The organism is Clostridium sp. C2-6-12 (assembly GCF_009928485.1).
Lineage (GTDB): Bacteria > Bacillota > Clostridia > Clostridiales > Clostridiaceae > Clostridium.
The window spans coordinates 97,240-113,814 of the sequence record NZ_JAABNP010000014.1; the positions used below are offsets into that span (position 1 = coordinate 97,240).

The 16,575-nt window shown below is 29.4% G+C and carries 13 protein-coding genes and 1 pseudogene; 13 read left to right on the plus strand and 1 reads right to left on the minus strand.

Annotation, left to right across the window (positions count from 1 at the left end):
- The first annotated feature begins 162 nt into the window (after positions 1 to 162).
- Together GXK56_RS13430 and GXK56_RS13435 are read left to right on the plus strand one after the other, a co-directional pair.
- Positions 163 to 1,491, plus strand: coding sequence for a nucleobase:cation symporter-2 family protein (locus tag GXK56_RS13430; RefSeq protein ID WP_160688178.1), 1,329 nt, complete (start codon positions 163 to 165; stop codon positions 1,489 to 1,491).
- Positions 1,492 to 1,790: 299 nt separating this feature from the next.
- Complete coding sequence (locus tag GXK56_RS13435) at positions 1,791 to 3,725, plus strand: Cache 3/Cache 2 fusion domain-containing protein (protein ID WP_160688179.1); 1,935 nt, start codon at positions 1,791 to 1,793, stop codon at positions 3,723 to 3,725.
- 193 nt (positions 3,726 to 3,918) lie between these two features.
- Here GXK56_RS13435 and GXK56_RS13440 read toward each other — a convergent pair whose 3' ends face one another.
- Complete coding sequence (locus GXK56_RS13440) at positions 3,919 to 5,169, minus strand: helix-turn-helix domain-containing protein (protein WP_160688180.1); 1,251 nt, start codon at positions 5,167 to 5,169, stop codon at positions 3,919 to 3,921.
- Between the two features lie 230 nt (positions 5,170 to 5,399).
- Here GXK56_RS13440 and GXK56_RS13445 point away from each other — a divergent pair, with 230 nt between their 5' ends.
- The 11 genes and pseudogenes from GXK56_RS13445 (at position 5,400) to GXK56_RS13495 (ending at position 16,478) form a co-directional block, all read left to right on the plus strand.
- Positions 5,400 to 6,353, plus strand: coding sequence for a flavodoxin family protein (locus tag GXK56_RS13445; protein ID WP_160688181.1), 954 nt, complete (start codon positions 5,400 to 5,402; stop codon positions 6,351 to 6,353).
- 271 nt (positions 6,354 to 6,624) lie between these two features.
- On the plus strand, positions 6,625 to 8,082 hold the full coding sequence (locus GXK56_RS13450) for an AraC family transcriptional regulator (protein ID WP_160688182.1): 1,458 nt from the start codon (positions 6,625 to 6,627) through the stop codon (positions 8,080 to 8,082).
- Between the two features lie 184 nt (positions 8,083 to 8,266).
- A pseudogene (locus GXK56_RS13455) lies at positions 8,267 to 8,461 on the plus strand (AAA family ATPase); the annotation flags it as partial.
- Positions 8,462 to 8,901: 440 nt separating this feature from the next.
- Complete coding sequence (locus tag GXK56_RS13460; protein WP_160688183.1) at positions 8,902 to 9,810, plus strand: hypothetical protein; 909 nt, start codon at positions 8,902 to 8,904, stop codon at positions 9,808 to 9,810.
- 459 nt (positions 9,811 to 10,269) lie between these two features.
- The gene (buk, locus tag GXK56_RS13465; protein WP_160688184.1) at positions 10,270 to 11,337 is read left to right on the plus strand and encodes a butyrate kinase; all 1,068 of its coding nucleotides are present in this window, start codon (positions 10,270 to 10,272) and stop codon (positions 11,335 to 11,337) included.
- 326 nt (positions 11,338 to 11,663) lie between these two features.
- The gene (gene atoD / locus GXK56_RS13470) at positions 11,664 to 12,317 is read left to right on the plus strand and encodes an acetate CoA-transferase subunit alpha (protein ID WP_160688185.1); all 654 of its coding nucleotides are present in this window, start codon (positions 11,664 to 11,666) and stop codon (positions 12,315 to 12,317) included.
- On the plus strand, positions 12,317 to 12,976 hold the full coding sequence (locus GXK56_RS13475) for a 3-oxoacid CoA-transferase subunit B (RefSeq protein ID WP_160688186.1): 660 nt from the start codon (positions 12,317 to 12,319) through the stop codon (positions 12,974 to 12,976). Before atoD ends, GXK56_RS13475 begins: the two co-directional genes overlap by 1 nt.
- Positions 12,977 to 13,000: 24 nt before the next feature.
- Positions 13,001 to 13,342: a cupin domain-containing protein gene (locus GXK56_RS13480; RefSeq protein WP_160688187.1), complete on the plus strand. Its 342-nt coding sequence runs from the start codon at positions 13,001 to 13,003 to the stop codon at positions 13,340 to 13,342.
- A gap of 41 nt (positions 13,343 to 13,383) precedes the next feature.
- Complete coding sequence (locus tag GXK56_RS13485) at positions 13,384 to 14,169, plus strand: SDR family oxidoreductase (RefSeq protein ID WP_160688188.1); 786 nt, start codon at positions 13,384 to 13,386, stop codon at positions 14,167 to 14,169.
- Between the two features lie 166 nt (positions 14,170 to 14,335).
- Positions 14,336 to 15,271, plus strand: coding sequence for a cyclase family protein (locus GXK56_RS13490; protein WP_160688189.1), 936 nt, complete (start codon positions 14,336 to 14,338; stop codon positions 15,269 to 15,271).
- Between the two features lie 385 nt (positions 15,272 to 15,656).
- A complete protein-coding gene (locus GXK56_RS13495) occupies positions 15,657 to 16,478 on the plus strand; it encodes a phloretin hydrolase (protein ID WP_243156116.1) in 822 nt (273 codons plus the stop codon).
- Positions 16,479 to 16,575: the final 97 nt, after the last annotated feature.

Genomic DNA, 16,575 nt, shown 5'->3' on the forward strand with positions numbered 1-16,575 from the left:
CTTTTCTGAAAAATATGGTAGAATAATTTTAGAGCTAAAAACAATAAATTAACAAGAATAATGTATAGTTATAGATTATTTTTGAAAATTGTTTGTTTATATTTATAAAATTTATATGAAATTATTAAATTTATTTTAAAAAGTAAATTAAGGGGGTTCATTATGTCAAAAAACAATATTTCGGCTAAAGACCAAGTAAATGAAATGCTGCCAATGAGTCAGCTTGCTGCTTTAGGTTTGCAACATGTACTAGCTATGTATGCAGGTGCAGTATCAGTTCCGATAATTATTGGTGGTGCTGTAGGTTTATCAACAGAGCAGTTAGCATTTTTAGTTGCTGCAGATTTATTTACATGTGGTTTAGCAACTTTAATTCAAGCAATTGGAATAGGTCCATATGTAGGTATTAAATTACCAGCAATCTTAGGATGTACCTTTGCAGCTGTAAGTCCATTAATTATTATTGGTAAAAATTTAGGTATGGAAACAGCTTATGGTTCCATAATAGTAGCAGCTGTTATAGTTGTACTAGCTGCACCTCTCTATGGAAAGATATTAAAGTTTTTCCCTACAGTAGTAACAGGAACAGTAGTAACAATGATTGGTCTTTCTTTGGTAAGTGTTGGAATTAAAAGTGCTGGTGGTGGTGCTGGTGCTAAGGATTTTGGAAGTATGGAAAATCTTTTATTAGCAGCAGTAGTAATGATTGTTGTACTAATATCTAATAAATTTTTAAAAGGCTTTCTTCAAGCAATTTCAGTATTGAATGGTATAGTAGTAGGAACAATAGTTGCTGCTTTTATGGGGAAAGTTAATTTCGATGTAGTATTAAATGCAAAGTGGATAAGCATCGTTCATCCATTTAACTTTGGTCTTCCTAAATTTGATCTTGGATCAATAATAATGATGACTTTTGTTATGTTAGTAGTAATGATTGAATCAACAGGAACATTTATTGGAATTAGTAAAGTATGTGAAAAAGAAATCACTGAAAAAGATATTGTTCGTGGATTAAGAGCAGAAGGTGTTGCAACACTTTTAGGTGGTATATTCAACTCCTTCCCATATACAACTTTCAATCAAAACTTGGGGCTTTTAGCTTTAAGCAAGGTAAAGAGTCGTTATGTTGTAATTGCTTCAGGAAGTATCCTTGTTTTACTTGGATTAATGCCTAAATTTGCAGCATTAGCTACAATTATTCCACAACCAGTTATAGGAGGTGCTACTACTATAATGTTTGGAATGGTAGGAGTTGCTGGAATACAAATGCTTTCAAAAGTTGATTTCAGCAAAAGTACAAATATGATGGTAGTTGCAGTATCTATTGGTTTAGGACTTGGAATTACAATGGTACCTGACTTTTTAGCTCAAACACCTAGTATATTTAAATCAATTTTTAGCAGTGGTATAGTTACAACTTCTATAGTAGCCGTAGTTTTAAATGGATTTTTAAATTACAATGTTAAAGAAGTTGAAAGTGATATAAAATAGTTATTCTTGAATATTATATGTGATAAATAAATCAATTAAAAAAGCAAACTAAGTAGAAATATTTAGTTTGCTTTTTTAGTGAAGAAAAAATTTTTTCTAATAAAATTGAGAAAATACTTTACTACAATAAAAAATTAATATACACCACAATTGTTATTAAAGTTAAAACTGTAATTTTATGAAAAATATAGGTGTGATTTCTTAGGTTTATGGTATAATAAATGAAGTGTATTTTAGTAAAAGTTATATTAATTTATTTTGACTTAAAGTTTATTATAGACATGAGAAGAGGATTTTTAATGAGAATAAAATATAAACTTGTGATTAGTTACTTAGTATTGATTTTATTTACTGTAAATGTGTTAGGTTTTTTAATTGCTCAAAAAGCAGAAAGTGGAATTTTAAAAGCAGTAAATGAAAAAAGTCAGCTTTTAACTGAATCAATTAGTACAACCCTAAGTGTAAGAAATGACTTGCTTAAAGAAAAGTCCTATAGTGATTTGAATTTTGCAAGCAGTTTATTGAATAATTTCAATGATTTTAGAGTAGATTATAATGAATACATAAGGATTGGAGAGTTTGATTTACCTATTTTATATTCAGGAAATCAAAGAATTTCTTTAGATGATGCTTTACTTAATAAGATAAAATTATCTACAGGAACTGTTGCAACTATATTTTTATTAAACGACGATAAATTAATTAGAGTTTCAAGTACTTTATTTGAAGAGAATAAAAGCTTAATTGGAACATATATATCGAGCAATTCAGAAGCTTATAAAAAGACAATTAAAGGTGAAGAGTACATAGGAAATATTGATATAGAAGGTAATGGATACATAACTAGAATGAAACCTATATTTGATAAAGATAAAAAAATCATTGGAGCAATAGGAATTGGTAATATAGTTATTAATAAATATCTAGAAGATACTTTATTAAACATTAAATTTGGAGAAACTGGATATGCATACATATTAGATTCAGATGGAAATGTAGTAATACATCCCAAGGAAATAGACAAAAATGTAAAGGATTATGATTTTGTTCAAAATATATGTTCAACTAAAAATGGAACTACTGAATACTATTATAAAGGTGTAAGAAAAATAGGATATTATAAATATTTTGAACCTTGGAAATGGTGCATAGTTATTACTGCTGATTACGATGAATTAATAAGTCCAGCTAAAATGATTGTAAAAACAACAATATACACTGGTACAATAGTAATTGCTATAGGTGCAATTATAGCCTTATTTATGGCAAGTAGTTTTGTAAAGCCTATTAATAGATTAAAAAGATGTATGGAGATAGCAGAAAAAGGTGATTTAAAAATAAAATGCAACGTAAAAAGCAATGATGAAATAGGTGTACTAGCTGATAGTTTTAATAAAATGCTTGTGGAAAATAACAGATTGTTAGAAGAAAGACTTGAATATGATAAGATGAAAACTGAATATATAGCTAATATGTCTCACGAATTAAGGACACCTTTAAATGTTATCTTTTCAACAGTACAACTATTTGATGTGGTTATAAGTAAAAATGAGTCAATAGATATAAATAAAATAAACAACTATATAAACAATTTAAAACAAAATTGTTACAGATTAATTAGACTTGTAAATAATTTGATAGATATTACTAGGATAGATTCAGGATCTATGGAACTTAAGTTGAGAAATCAAAATATAGTTGAAGTTACAGAGGACATAATACAATCAACCGCTGATTATTTGCAATCTATGGGAAGAATTGTTGTATTTGACACAGATCAAGAAGAAAAAATTATGGCTTTTGACTTAGAAAAGCTAGAGAGAATTCTACTTAATTTAATTTCAAATGCAACTAAATTCACGAATCCTGGAGATACCATTAAAGTGAATTTGTATGATAAAGATGATCATGTTGTTATTTCAGTTAAAGATACAGGAATAGGTATTCCAGAGGAAAAACTGCTGTTGCTTTTTGAAAGGTTCAAACAGGTAGATCCGCTTTTAAATAGAAGTCATGAAGGCAGTGGCATAGGACTTACTATAGTAAAAGCATTGGTAGAGCTTCATAAAGGAACCATAGAAGTTAAGAGTAAGTATAAAGAGGGAACTGAATTTATAATAGGTCTTCCAGCAAATATTATTCCAGATGAAAAGGAAGCGGATGTAAGCCGAGATTGTTCAAAAGAAGCTTATGTTCAAAGTATTAATATTGAGTTTTCAGATATTTATAAATAAATTAAATCAGTTTATAGCTGAAAAGCTTGTGATTTTATATAATAAGTTTAGAAATTTCTAAAAAGAAGCTAACTCTAACTTGTGTGGGTTAGCTTCTTTTTATTATTTTGTATTATACTTTTTGAATAATCTTATTAATAGCATAATTATAGAGATTTTATATTGATTAAGGATAGATAATATTACAATTATATTATTTTGCGAATTTCTTGAAATTCATAATTTTTAGAGATAGTTCTAATTTAAACAAGTTATTATAATTTTCTATTGAAATATCTAATAGATTCTGAATCTTATTAAAGCGATAAAATAGTGTGCTTCTATGTATATTTAATTTAGAAGCAGTATCATTTGCATTTCTGTTACATTCAATATAAGTTTTTATAGTGTTAAAAAATTCTGTTTTATTTTGCTCATCATATTTAATTAGTTTATTAATCCAAGGATGAATTAAAGTTAATAAATTAACCTTATATAAGTCATTGTTTTGGGATGTAGACATGTAAAAAAAATAATATTCAACATAATCTTCAAAGGAATTAATAGTATCAGCTGAATTCATATAAGATGATAATTCTAAGGCATAAATAGATTGATTATAGTAATCTTTTATGTAAAACAAATTTTGAAAATTAATACTTATACCACAACGTAAATTGTTTAGTTTCAAAAATTCTAATAAATTTTCTTTTGTATTTTCATTTATAACAATTTCATTTTCACTGCTTACAAGAAAAATAATCCTATCTTTATAGTATGTAGAAATACAATTGCCTAAAATATTTTTACAGCTTTCTATAAGCTGCTTTAATCCAAAATTATGCCTATAATCTTTATATTTTTGTTTAAAAGGGACTGAAAGTAATAAAAGATGATCATTTAAATTAAAATTTATATATTTTAAGCGTTCCTTAACATATTCAACATTATCTATACCGTTTACTAATAAATCCATTAAATAATATTCTTCGTCTAAACCTGTATTACTTATAAATAGATTTTCTTTTTGCATTTGTATAGATAGAACTTTTGATAATATATTTGTTAATTCTAAATCTTCTTCTTTAAAATTACGTTTACTTTCCAAAACACTTATGTAGGCAATAGAAATATCGTTTATTCTAATAGAACAGAATATTAAATTTTGCTCATCATGATGAAAAAAAGAAGTATTGCTTTTGTAGATATTATCTATGCACTTATTTTTTTTCATCAAATTTATTGTTTCTAATAATAGATAATTAGAACCATTACGTGTTTCTATACTTGAATTTTCAACTTTAGCAAGCTTTGAACGCGTAATGACTCTATAGCTTGTATCTAAAATAAAAATAGGATTATTTAAAGACTTTTCTGCTAAATTAAGAATACCATCTATACTATTTTGTGAAAATAAACCGTCGTAAAGTTCGTATTTTTTCTTATATATAATTTCTTTATCCATGGTAAAGTTCTCCTCACTTTAGTAAATTGAAAAAATGTCTTAATTATATAAATTTATGAGTCATATTTTAAGACTTATTTTTGATGAAGACGATTTTATGAAGTGTTAATATTATAACAAAGTGTATTTTTGTAGATTAATAATATAATTCTTATTTAATTATAGTGAGAAAATCCAAAAGTATAAACAAATTTTATTAAAATATTTAATTTTGAAAAGGAGAAGATATTATGGGATTCACAGTATTAGGTATTACTGCAGGAAGAAAAGATTCAAATTCAGAAATTTTATTAAAGGAAGCATTATTAGCATGTCAAGAGCAGGGTGCAGAAGTAAAAATGATTAATCTAAGAGATTATCACATTGAAGAATGTTCAGGATGTACAGCATGTACACATGGTATGAGTAATGGTAAAAATGTAGGCTGTACATTAAGTAAAGCAGATGATAAAGAGGCAATAATGGAGGTTATGTTAAATGTAGATGCTATAATTGCAACAGCACCAACATATGATTTAATGCCAACAGCAACTTTTTCAAAATTTATGCATAGAAACTTAGCTTATGAATCAGCATTTTTAGAATTTATTGGAGCAATTGAACATAGAGACAGAGTTGCAGGTTTAATTGCAGTTGGAGGATCTACTCGTTCGTGGCAATCAATGGCTTTAGAAAGTATGCAAGCTACTTGCTTTACAAATGACTTCAAAGTAGTTGATATGTATTTAGCAACAAGAGTACCAGCTCCAAAACAATGCTTATTACATGATGATATGATTGAACGTGCTCATAAGATGGGTGAAAACATAATGAAATCATTAAATACACCAGTAGCAGAAAGAGAATGGCTTGGAGATGAAGGTATGGGATGGTGTCCACATTGTCATTCAAATGCATTAATTTTAGGAGAAGAACAATGGGATGGATTATTTTTCCCAGTTGAATGCCAAGTTTGTGGTGCAGGCGGAAATTTAGAAAAGACAGAAGACGGTAAGTGGAAGTTTGTAATTCAAGAAGATGGATTAAGCCGTGATCGTACAGATACTGAAGGAAGAGCAGAGCATGTAAAAGAAATTATGCATACACAAGGTGGCTTCTATACACCAGAAAATTTAGCAGTAGTTAAAGAAAAGTTTGAGAAGTACAAAAATTTAAAATTCCCAACTATAGAGATAAATAAATAGATTGATAAAGGACTTATGCAAAACCATTCTGATTTGCATAAGTCCTTTATTTTAGAGAGTATAAAAATAATGAATTTTTATAGAATATATACTTGGATTTTTAGAGTGTGATAAGGTGTCTTGTTAGCTGTAAGTATATGGGTTATAATGTTTTTAAATAATGTTCGGATTGGAACAGGAATATTGAAGTATTATCGGACACATTGGAGCATTTTAAATCAAGATTTTTGTAAACCTTTTTGTTATTATTTTGTATGAGGGGAGGATAAATATGGAATGGATTCAAAGTATGCAAAAAGCAATTAATTATATTGAAGATAATTTGCTTGAAGATATTAACCTTGAACAAGTTGCTAAAAGTGTTTATTCATCAAACGCAAATTTTCAAAGAATTTTTAGTATTGTAACAGGAATAACAATTGGCGATTATATTCGATACAGACGACTAACACTTGCTGGCAGTGAACTAACCACATCCGACAATAAGATAGTTTATATTGCTTTGAAATATGGATATGAAACGGCAGAAAGCTTCACAAAGGCCTTCATCAGATTTCATGGTGTTACACCGTCTGCTGCTAAAAAATCTATGGGTAAGTTAAAATGTTTTTCTCCACTTTCAATACAAATAGATATAAGAGGTGGTTTTAATATGGAAAGAAAGGTAATTTCAAATGTCCCGTTAATTACAATGTCTGCAGATGGTTTTGCTTATTTAACTTCATTTACTGGAGCTTTATATGGAGCTCTTAAGGGGTTAGATGAAGATATTAATAATCCTCAATTGTTGGCATATAGCGGATTTGGAAACAGATTTTGCTGGACAGAAGGTAAATGGATTTTCGGAAATGAAGATTTTGAAAATTGTAATGAAACTCCGTTTGAAATTCAAAGTCAATTACTAGATGCAATCGGTTGGAAGGTTAGAAGAATAGATATTCAGCGTGATGAAAATGGAAAACCAATAAACATAGCAGAAGAACAAATAAGGGAAGATTTTGTTAATTCATTAAATAAGGGGATTTCAGTTTTAGCGCAAGGAATTACAGATGACGGTTGTAAACATGATTATGGTGTCTTTTATGGATATGAAGACAATGGACAAAAAATTATAGGTTGGGATTATTATCAAAGTAATGGAGAACCTTTTATAAGAGCTGATTGGGAAAAAGAACTCAAAAGCTACGTGATTTTGACAGAAAAAACTAAACCTGAAATAGAAAAAAATTGTATTATAGAAGCATTTAAAAGGATTGTAGAGCACTCTAAGAAAAATGAAATACGTGGAAAAAAGGTTGGATTTGCAGCATGGAGATCTTTTTTAAGGCAGCTTGAAAATGATGATTTTTCAAAATGCTCACTTCATCCATCCGAAGATAATCCAAATGATGAGCATGGTGTGAATAGTCTAGAACATAGATTTATTATATACTGTGATGCACTTTGCCAAATTAACCAACGAGGCCAAATAGTAGGATATTATAGAACTCTTATAGAAAAATATCCTGAGTGGGCGGAAGAATTAAAGATAGCGATAAACTCATGGGAAGAATGCGCAAAATATGGAGGCTTTTTATGGAGTCAGGGATTTACATTTGATGAAGCTGGTTTTGAAAAGTTTCGAGATCCAAAAATGAGAAAGATTCTTGCTGATGAAGGATATAAAGCTATGTATAATGATATGGAGGCTATTAAACAAATTGAAATAATATTACAAAATAAAATATAAACAGAATCTATGAAAAATGTCATAATAAATTACAATTTGAGAGAACAAATTTATATAATAGGTGAGATAAAGCAGTAGATAAAATGATACTACTGCTTTTGATATTTTTTAGGTAAAAAGCCAATCTAGAGTGTTTAAATAAAATACATATATGATAGAATAATACTATGGGATGGTGAGAAATATGGAAAAGGAATTTAATGTAACAGGAACGTGCATACCTGAAATACATTATATGGTAGATATATCTGATAAATTAGAAAAAGTTATTAAACTTATAGATAAAGGGAAATATTTCATAATAAACAGGCCAAGACAATATGGGAAGACAACAGCATTATTTATGCTTGAAAAAAACTTAACCCAAAATGAAGAGTATTAAGTTATTTCTATAAGCTTTGAAGGGGTAGGCGACTTAAGTTAATACCTTATTTGAAAGTATAGTTAAAAATCTTGAAAATAATCAAGAATTATATGACTTAGTAAAAAGGATTTTAATAAATGGAGAAATGATATTATTTAATGCGCTTGATCCATTAATCAACATAGGTTTAACTTATGGTATTTTTAAACCGGGTATTAGTGGAATCGAAATAAGTAATAAAATATTTGAAGAAATAATCTACAATTATATGCTTTCAAAATCAAGAACAACCTACAAAGATATGAGTAAATATATTTTTACTTGTATTTAATTTTAATCGAAATAAAGAATACAAAAAGGAATCAATTATTGCAAATAACAAAGAAATAGTTACTGTGTATGTATAATCAACATTTATTTAGAAGGAAAAGAGAAAGTTTGAGGTACTGATTAAAATGATAGAACCAAATAAAATTATAGTTAGTGAATATGATGCATTTGGTCCTTGGATTTACAAAATCACCGAGAAAAATCCAATGCCACCATTATTTATACCATACTATAAAGAAAATCAAGAGTATTTAATGCTAATAAAAATACCTAGAGATATAGAGAGAAGAAAAGCAAAACCAGAAATGGATTTATATGATTATGTTATTGGAATGTATGAAGACTATGGGTATATCTTAAAGCGTAACCAAAAAGAAGTTGAAGAAATAAGATTTTATTATAATGAAGTAGAAAGCATAGAAAATTATAGATCTTTATTATTAGGAAGACTGACCATTTACTTAAAAAGCAGTACATTAGTTATTCCATATAATACTGTATCAATAGGAATAATATATGAACTTATGAAAATAATAAGAAATAAGTATACTAAAAGTACTTATGAAAATGTGCCAGTAATTAATAAAACTAATAATAGTGAAATTGACATGCTATATGAAAACCTTATAAAAGAAATGGCATTAAAAGATGATGTTTTTCCTATAATGGTTTCTCAACCTGCTATTAATTTAAATAATAATAAGAGAATAGGGCAAAAAATACTTGGATTAATTAGATCAAAGCTACTTTTGAGTACAGTACATTTATTAAATCATAAAGAATTATTGATTATAAATAAAGGTGATCCAATTCAGTATGGGAAAAAACCTGTAAATAGCTATAGCTTTGTATATATACCAATAGAAAAAATAAATAATATAAAGTTTGAGAAGAGTAAAGAACATCAAAATATTGAAATGGTAGCTATTAATACTAAAGTAAATAAATTTAATTTCTATTTTACTGAAAATAATAAGGACTTAGTAGAGTTTTATTCAAAACTTGGAGAAATTAATAATATGAATAACTTTTAATAAGGTAAAAATTTAAATTTGAGATTTTTAAGCAAAACCTATAGATACATTAGTATGGGTTTTGCTTTTTTATATATTTGATACAATTATGAATTGAAAATAATATTAAAATGTATTGATTAAAAGAAACAAAAATAACATTATTAATAATATTACCCTGAAAATAAGTAATTAGCGCTTAAAATCACTTTGGCATACAAGTTGCTAATATATATTTCAATTAACAGTTAACAATTAATGATGAAAGTTCCAGGGAGAAAGTTCAGGTTTCCAAATATAAAAGCTCTAAAGAGAAAGTTCGAAGAACAAAATATACACCTATAAAAGGAGCACGAAGTGCAATTAGGAACTTTTCACCTATAAAAGGAGTGGCTATGCCACAATACGGAACTTATCTCTAACGAAGAACTTATTAACTTTTCCTACGGAATTTCTTGAGAATTAATAAGAGGAGGAAATATGAAGTATAAATTATTAGTAATTAATCCAGGATCAACATCAACAAAAGTATCTGTATATGAAGGAGAAAAGGAAATATTTAAAGATACTATAAGACATTCATCAGAAGAAATAGGTAGATTTAACAAAGTAATAGATCAAAAGGATTTTAGAACAGAAGTAATATTAAAAATACTAGAAGATAATAAGGTAGATATAAATGACTTGGATGCAATAGTAGGAAGAGGGGGCCTTTTAAAACCATTGGATAGTGGTACATATAAGGTTAATAAAAAAATGCTGGATGACTTGGAGAATAATCCTCAAGGAGAGCATGCTGCTAATCTAGGAGCTATAATTGCTGAAAAAATAGCAAGGTCTATTGGCAAAGAAGCTTATATAGTAGATCCAGTAGTTGTTGATGAAATGGAGGATATAGCAAGAATATCAGGCATGCCAGAGATTTCGAGAAAGAGTTTTTTTCATGCTTTAAATCAAAAAGCTGTTGCTAAAAGATATGCGGAAGAAAAGGGTGTAGCTTATGAAGATTTAAATCTTATAGTGACTCATATGGGTGGAGGCATTTCTGTTGGTGTTCATAAAAATGGAAGAGTAATTGATGTTAATAATACAATTGATGGTGAAGGGGCTTTTTCACCAGAAAGAAGTGGAAGCGTTCCAGCTGGTGATTTGGCACGTATGTGTTTTAGTGGAAAATATACTCTTGATGAGATGTTAAAAAAGATAACAGGTAAAGGTGGTTTTGTATCTTATCTTAATACAAATGATGGCAGGGTAGTTGAAGCAGCCATGCTTGTAGGAGACGAAAAAACAAAATTGATTCATGATGCAATGGGGTATCAGGTATCAAAGGATATTGGAGCTGCAGCAGCAGTTCTTAAAGGAAAAGTTGATGCAATAATTTTAACTGGTGGTATGGCCTTTGGAAAACCTATGGTTAATTATATTAAAGATAATATATCCTTTATAGCGCCTGTAATAGTATATCCTGGAGAGGATGAAATGCTGGCATTAGCTCAAGGAACTATTAGAATATTAAAAGGAAAAGAAGAAGCAAAAGAGTATTAGAAAACTTTAATACATTTGTGTATTATTAATGCAGAAATGTATTAAAAGAGAAAACGTTTAGAGAAGTTAGTTAATGGCTTCTCTTTTTTGTTTTTAATACATTTTTGTATTAAAAATATTTGATTTTTAATAAGAACGTTTTCAATAGTAGCAATAAAACTATAGCTTTAATTTAAAATTCAAAAGGTTTACTAATGAAAAAAACGAGCAAAATACAGGTTTTGATAAATATTAAAAAAATAATTCGAATTTTTATAAAAAGTTGGCATGGTAATTGCTTTATATATTATCGTTGAAAGATACATAGTAAGAAGAAGGTGTATGAAGTGGAAAAGGTTAAAAGTATCGACGAAGTAATGGAGCATATTAAAGATGGTATGACTATTATGGTAGGTGGTTTTATGGGAGTAGGTACTCCTGAGATGCTTATTGATGCGATGGTTAAGAAAAACGTAAAAGATTTAACTATTATTGCAAATGATACTGGACTGCCAGATAAAGGTATAGGAAAGTTAGTTGTTAATAAGCAGGTTAAAAAGGTAATAGCATCCCATATTGGATTAAATCCAGAGACAGGGAAGCAAATGAATAGTGGAGAAATGGAAGTGGATTTAGTACCACAAGGTACTTTAGCTGAAAGAATCAGATGCGGTGGAGCTGGAATTGGAGGTTTTTTAACTGAGACAGGCATAGGAACAGCTGTTGAAGAAGGAAAGCAAAAACTTAAATTAAACCATAAAGAGTTTATTTTAGAATTGCCTCTAAGAGCAGACATAGCACTAATTGGAGGATCGGTAGTAGATAAAAAGGGGAATATTTTCTACAATGCTTCAACAAGAAACTTTAATCCTTTAATAGCTACAGCAGCAGATTTAGTTATTGTAGGGGCAGAAAAAATAGTTGAAGTTGGAGAATTAGATCCAAATCATGTTATGACACCTGGTATTTTTGTTGATTATATTGTTGGAGGTGGCAATTAATGGATAGTAAAAATGCTAAAGAGTTTATTGCAAGGAGAATTGCAATGGAACTTAAAGATGGAGATGTTGTAAATTTAGGAATAGGATTACCAACAATGGTTGCAAATTATCTTCCAAATGGAATCGATGTAATATTTCAATCTGAAAATGGTTTTGTTGGATTAGGCAATGCTCCAGAAGATGGAAAAGAAGATAAGGATATTGTTAATGCAGGAGCACAGTATGTGACTATTAACAAGGGAGCAGCATTTTTTGATAGTGCTACATCTTTTGGAATAATTCGAGGCGGACATGTTGATGTCACAGTTCTTGGGGCTTTAGAGGTTGATGAAAAAGGTAACCTTGCAAATTATATGATACCTGGAAAAATGGTTCCTGGTATGGGTGGGGCTATGGATTTAGTAAGCGGTGCAAAGAAGGTAATAATTGCAATGCTTCATACTGCAAAAGGAGAGTCAAAAATACTTAAACAATGTAGACTTCCTCTGACAGCAGTAGGTAAGGTAAGTTTAATAGTTACAGATATGGCAGTTATGGAAGTTACTAAAGAAGGGCTTCTATTAAAAGAAATTGCTGAAGGCTTAACAGTTGAAGATGTAATAAATGCAACTGAAGCTGAATTGATTATACCTGATGACTTAAGAGTCATTGCAGTTTAAATAATATTTAGGAGAGTGATTTAAATGAAAAAAGTAGAATTAAAAAATGTATCACCTTATAATGCTCCAAAGCATTTTGATATGAAAGCTATGAAGTTACACGGAGAAGCAGAAACAGGTGCAAAACAATTTTGGATGGGAATGTCATATTTCCTACCAGGTGGAGGAGCTGAATATGCTTATGAAGATTCTCCAACTGAAAAGATCTATTTCGTTTTAGATGGTGAAATAACAGTAAAATCAAAAGACGAAACTTTTGTACTTAAAAAAGACGATTCTATCTTTATTGGACCAAATGAAGGTAGAGAAATGATTAATGAAACTAATAAAATAGCTACTGTTTTAGTAGTTGTAAGCAATAATTAATATATTTCCAAAGACCTAATAGGCAGGAAGGTGGAGAAAAAATGGATTCAAAATTTATTAATAATTTATTTGATGTAAAAGGTAAAGTAGCAGTAATCACTGGTGCAACAGGAGCTTTAGGAAAAGCTGTATCTATTGGATATGGTTTAGCTGGAATGAAGGTTTTTGTTACAGGAAGAAGTGATAAAAAGTGCCAAGAACTTTGCAGTGAATTAGAAGCTCAAGGAATTGAATGTGGATATTCTACAGGAGATCCAGCAGTTGAAGCAGATGTAATCAAAGTTGTTAATGATGCAGTAGCTAAATTTGGCGAAATCAATGTATTAGTAACAGCAGCAGGGTACAATAACCCACAACCAATAGTTGAACAAGCTTTAGAAGAATGGAAAAAAATCATGGACTCAGATGTTCAAGGTACATGGTTATTCTGTAAATATGTTGGAGAAAAGATGATAGCTCAAGGTAAGGGTGGAAAAGTTATATTAGTATCTTCAGCACGTTCTAAAATGGGAATGGCAAATTACACAGGTTATTGTACAGCTAAAGGTGGTATTGACCTCATGGCTCAATCACTTGCTTGTGAATGGACAGCAAAATATAAAATCAATGTTAACACAATCAACCCAACAGTGTTCCGTTCAGATTTAACTGAATGGATGTTTGATCCAGAAAGTGCTGTTTATCAAAACTTCTTAAAACGTCTTCCAGTAGGACGTCTTGGAGAACCAGAAGATTTTGTAGGACCATGTATCTTCTTAGCATCAAGTGCTAGTGACTTTATGACAGGAGCTAACGTTGCTACTGAAGGTGGATATTGGGCTAACTAATAAGCCAGTTCGTATCTTTTTAGGGGAAATATATGAACAAAACTAACTAAACACTATAACACTAACAATTAAACAACTAATAATGTAAATAATAATGCGAAGTTAATATAAATCGAAATTAGAAAAATATAAAAATAAATATATATGATATTTGGAGGAATTTAAAATGGGAAAAAAAATATATGTAGACTTAACACATCCTTTTAGTGCAGATATACCAAGATGGCCTTATTTCGTAAAGCCAGTAATTGATTCAATGCATACTTTAGCAAAAGGTGGAGTTCTTACACAAAGAATAGATTGTGTTCAACATACAGGAACTCACTGTGATGCTCCACGTCACGTTATGGAATATGAATTTGACGGAAGACGTGCTCGTTACACTCATGAAATGCCAGTTGATGCATACATGGGAGATGCAGTATGTTTAGAAATAAACATTGAACCTTGGGGATTAATCTTACCAGAACATCTTGAAGATGCTTGTAAGCGTGCAAATATCAAACCAGAAGAATTAGAAGGAATGGTTCTTTGTTTAAATACAGGAATGCATCGTAAATTTGATGATTCAAAAGAATACTACCATTATTCATGTGGTACAGGTGTTGAAGCTGGAAAATGGTTTGTAAAACATAAAGTTAAATGCGTAGCTATGGATATGCAAGCTTTAGACCATCCATTACATACTGCTATGGGTAATAATGGCGGTACTCGTATGAACTTAATTGGTAATTCAGGAAGACCAATCACAGAAGAATACAAAGAAAAATTTGGTGAAGAAGCATATGCTGAATTTGATAAAGATGAATACATTAGAATTCATGGTAAAGAAGCATATGATGCTAAATTTGGTGATTTAGAAGCAATTGGCTGCTGGGGAACTTGGGAACCATGCCATAAGCAAATGTTAGGACACGGTATTGTTGGTGTTGAAAACCTTGGTGGAAATTTAGATAAAGTATCTGGAAAACGCTTCAAATTCTTATGTATGCCAATCAGATGGTACATGGGAGATGGTTCAATGGTTCGTTGCGTTGCTGAAATAGATGAAGATGATGTAAATGATGTTCCAGAGAGAACATACACTTACGGAGGATTTTAAGTCAGTTAACAGTTAACATTAATAAAGAAAAGCCTGCGGCTTTTCAATCCAGTGATATATAGATATTATTAAAGCAATATGATCCTCAATAATTAAGTTAATAACCATAAATGATTAATTAAACGTGATAGATTAATTTTTAAGTAAACCAATTACAAAAAGTTACCTTATATTTAAGATAAATTTTGAGGATGCTTCTATGAAGTATCCTTAAAATTTAAAAAATTAAACTGAGTAAAAATAAAATAATTATTAAGAGAAAGCACAAAAATATATTTATGTGTTTTTTATTTGCAATTTACCAATACAATAATGTATTGGTCGTAATACAAAAATATAGAAATATGTAATAAGGAATAATTAATAAAAGAAGGGATAGTATCAGATGGAAGAAAATATGTTTCAAAAGGTTCCAATAATGGAAGAGGATAAATCAAAAAGTTATTATAAATATTATAATTTAGAAATGGCACCAGCACATGATGCTTTTTATGATATGGTTAATAAGGGGCAAATAGAGCCAGCACTTGCTTTGAAATTTGAAGACAGAAATGATTTATTTGATCCAGGATATTTGGATACTGAAATTGGATATTGTGTAATGGATGATGGGACAGGCTTCTTAGCTAATTTAACTATAATGCCTGGAGTGACTGCTGAAATGTTTGAATGGTGGTTTGCTTGGCATGGACTTGACGACCTTAGATATAAAATATGGAATTTAGAAGATCATCATAAAGTTGAAATAGTTGGAAAAGAACGTATTAATAATAATAGTTTATCCTATAGAGAGCGTTTATGGAATACAACCTATGAAATTACTGAAGATACAGGAATGGGATTAGATAAGATAAAGATTAACTTTAAAAATCCAGAGGATTTAGGGTTTAATGTGAGCAAGATAGGAACTGAAGACTGTAGCACTATAATTTGTGGAGTAGGTCATGTTGATAAAGAAGGTTCAAAGACTTCAATTCCAACTGTAATAACGCATTTTTTAAGGGAAATTGAAGGTGGAGTAGAGCTTAGAACTCGCTTTTGGATAGGATGGAATGTAGAAGAAGGAAGAGAAATTAAAGGTATTACTGACGAAATGACTATATCAGAAGATGTACCTAAAAATTTATTGCTACATAATATAAAGGAATATTCACATTTAGCTCAAATACTTCCAGAAATATTTAAAGAAGAAAAGAATAATTTTTAAAATCAAATTAAGTTCAATGATAGAACGTATAAATAAGAATAATATGAAAGTCTAAATTTTGATGAAATTGTCATTGAATCCATTAAATTAGTTTGAT

What these genes read in the sequence shown, in the direction of transcription:
- GXK56_RS13430 (WP_160688178.1), top strand. Translation starts at nt 163, where the DNA reads ATGTCAAAAAACAATATTTCGGCTAAAGACCAAGTAAATGAAATGCTG.
- buk (WP_160688184.1), top strand. Translation starts at nt 10,270, where the DNA reads ATGAAGTATAAATTATTAGTAATTAATCCAGGATCAACATCAACAAAA.
- GXK56_RS13445 (WP_160688181.1), top strand. Translation starts at nt 5,400, where the DNA reads ATGGGATTCACAGTATTAGGTATTACTGCAGGAAGAAAAGATTCAAAT.
- GXK56_RS13475 (WP_160688186.1), top strand. Translation starts at nt 12,317, where the DNA reads ATGGATAGTAAAAATGCTAAAGAGTTTATTGCAAGGAGAATTGCAATG.
- GXK56_RS13490 (WP_160688189.1), top strand. Translation starts at nt 14,336, where the DNA reads ATGGGAAAAAAAATATATGTAGACTTAACACATCCTTTTAGTGCAGAT.
- GXK56_RS13495 (WP_243156116.1), top strand. Translation starts at nt 15,657, where the DNA reads ATGGAAGAAAATATGTTTCAAAAGGTTCCAATAATGGAAGAGGATAAA.
- GXK56_RS13440 (WP_160688180.1), bottom strand. Translation starts at nt 5,169, where the DNA reads ATGGATAAAGAAATTATATATAAGAAAAAATACGAACTTTACGACGGT.
- GXK56_RS13460 (WP_160688183.1), top strand. Translation starts at nt 8,902, where the DNA reads ATGATAGAACCAAATAAAATTATAGTTAGTGAATATGATGCATTTGGT.
- GXK56_RS13435 (WP_160688179.1), top strand. Translation starts at nt 1,791, where the DNA reads ATGAGAATAAAATATAAACTTGTGATTAGTTACTTAGTATTGATTTTA.
- GXK56_RS13485 (WP_160688188.1), top strand. Translation starts at nt 13,384, where the DNA reads ATGGATTCAAAATTTATTAATAATTTATTTGATGTAAAAGGTAAAGTA.
- GXK56_RS13450 (WP_160688182.1), top strand. Translation starts at nt 6,625, where the DNA reads ATGGAATGGATTCAAAGTATGCAAAAAGCAATTAATTATATTGAAGAT.
- GXK56_RS13480 (WP_160688187.1), top strand. Translation starts at nt 13,001, where the DNA reads ATGAAAAAAGTAGAATTAAAAAATGTATCACCTTATAATGCTCCAAAG.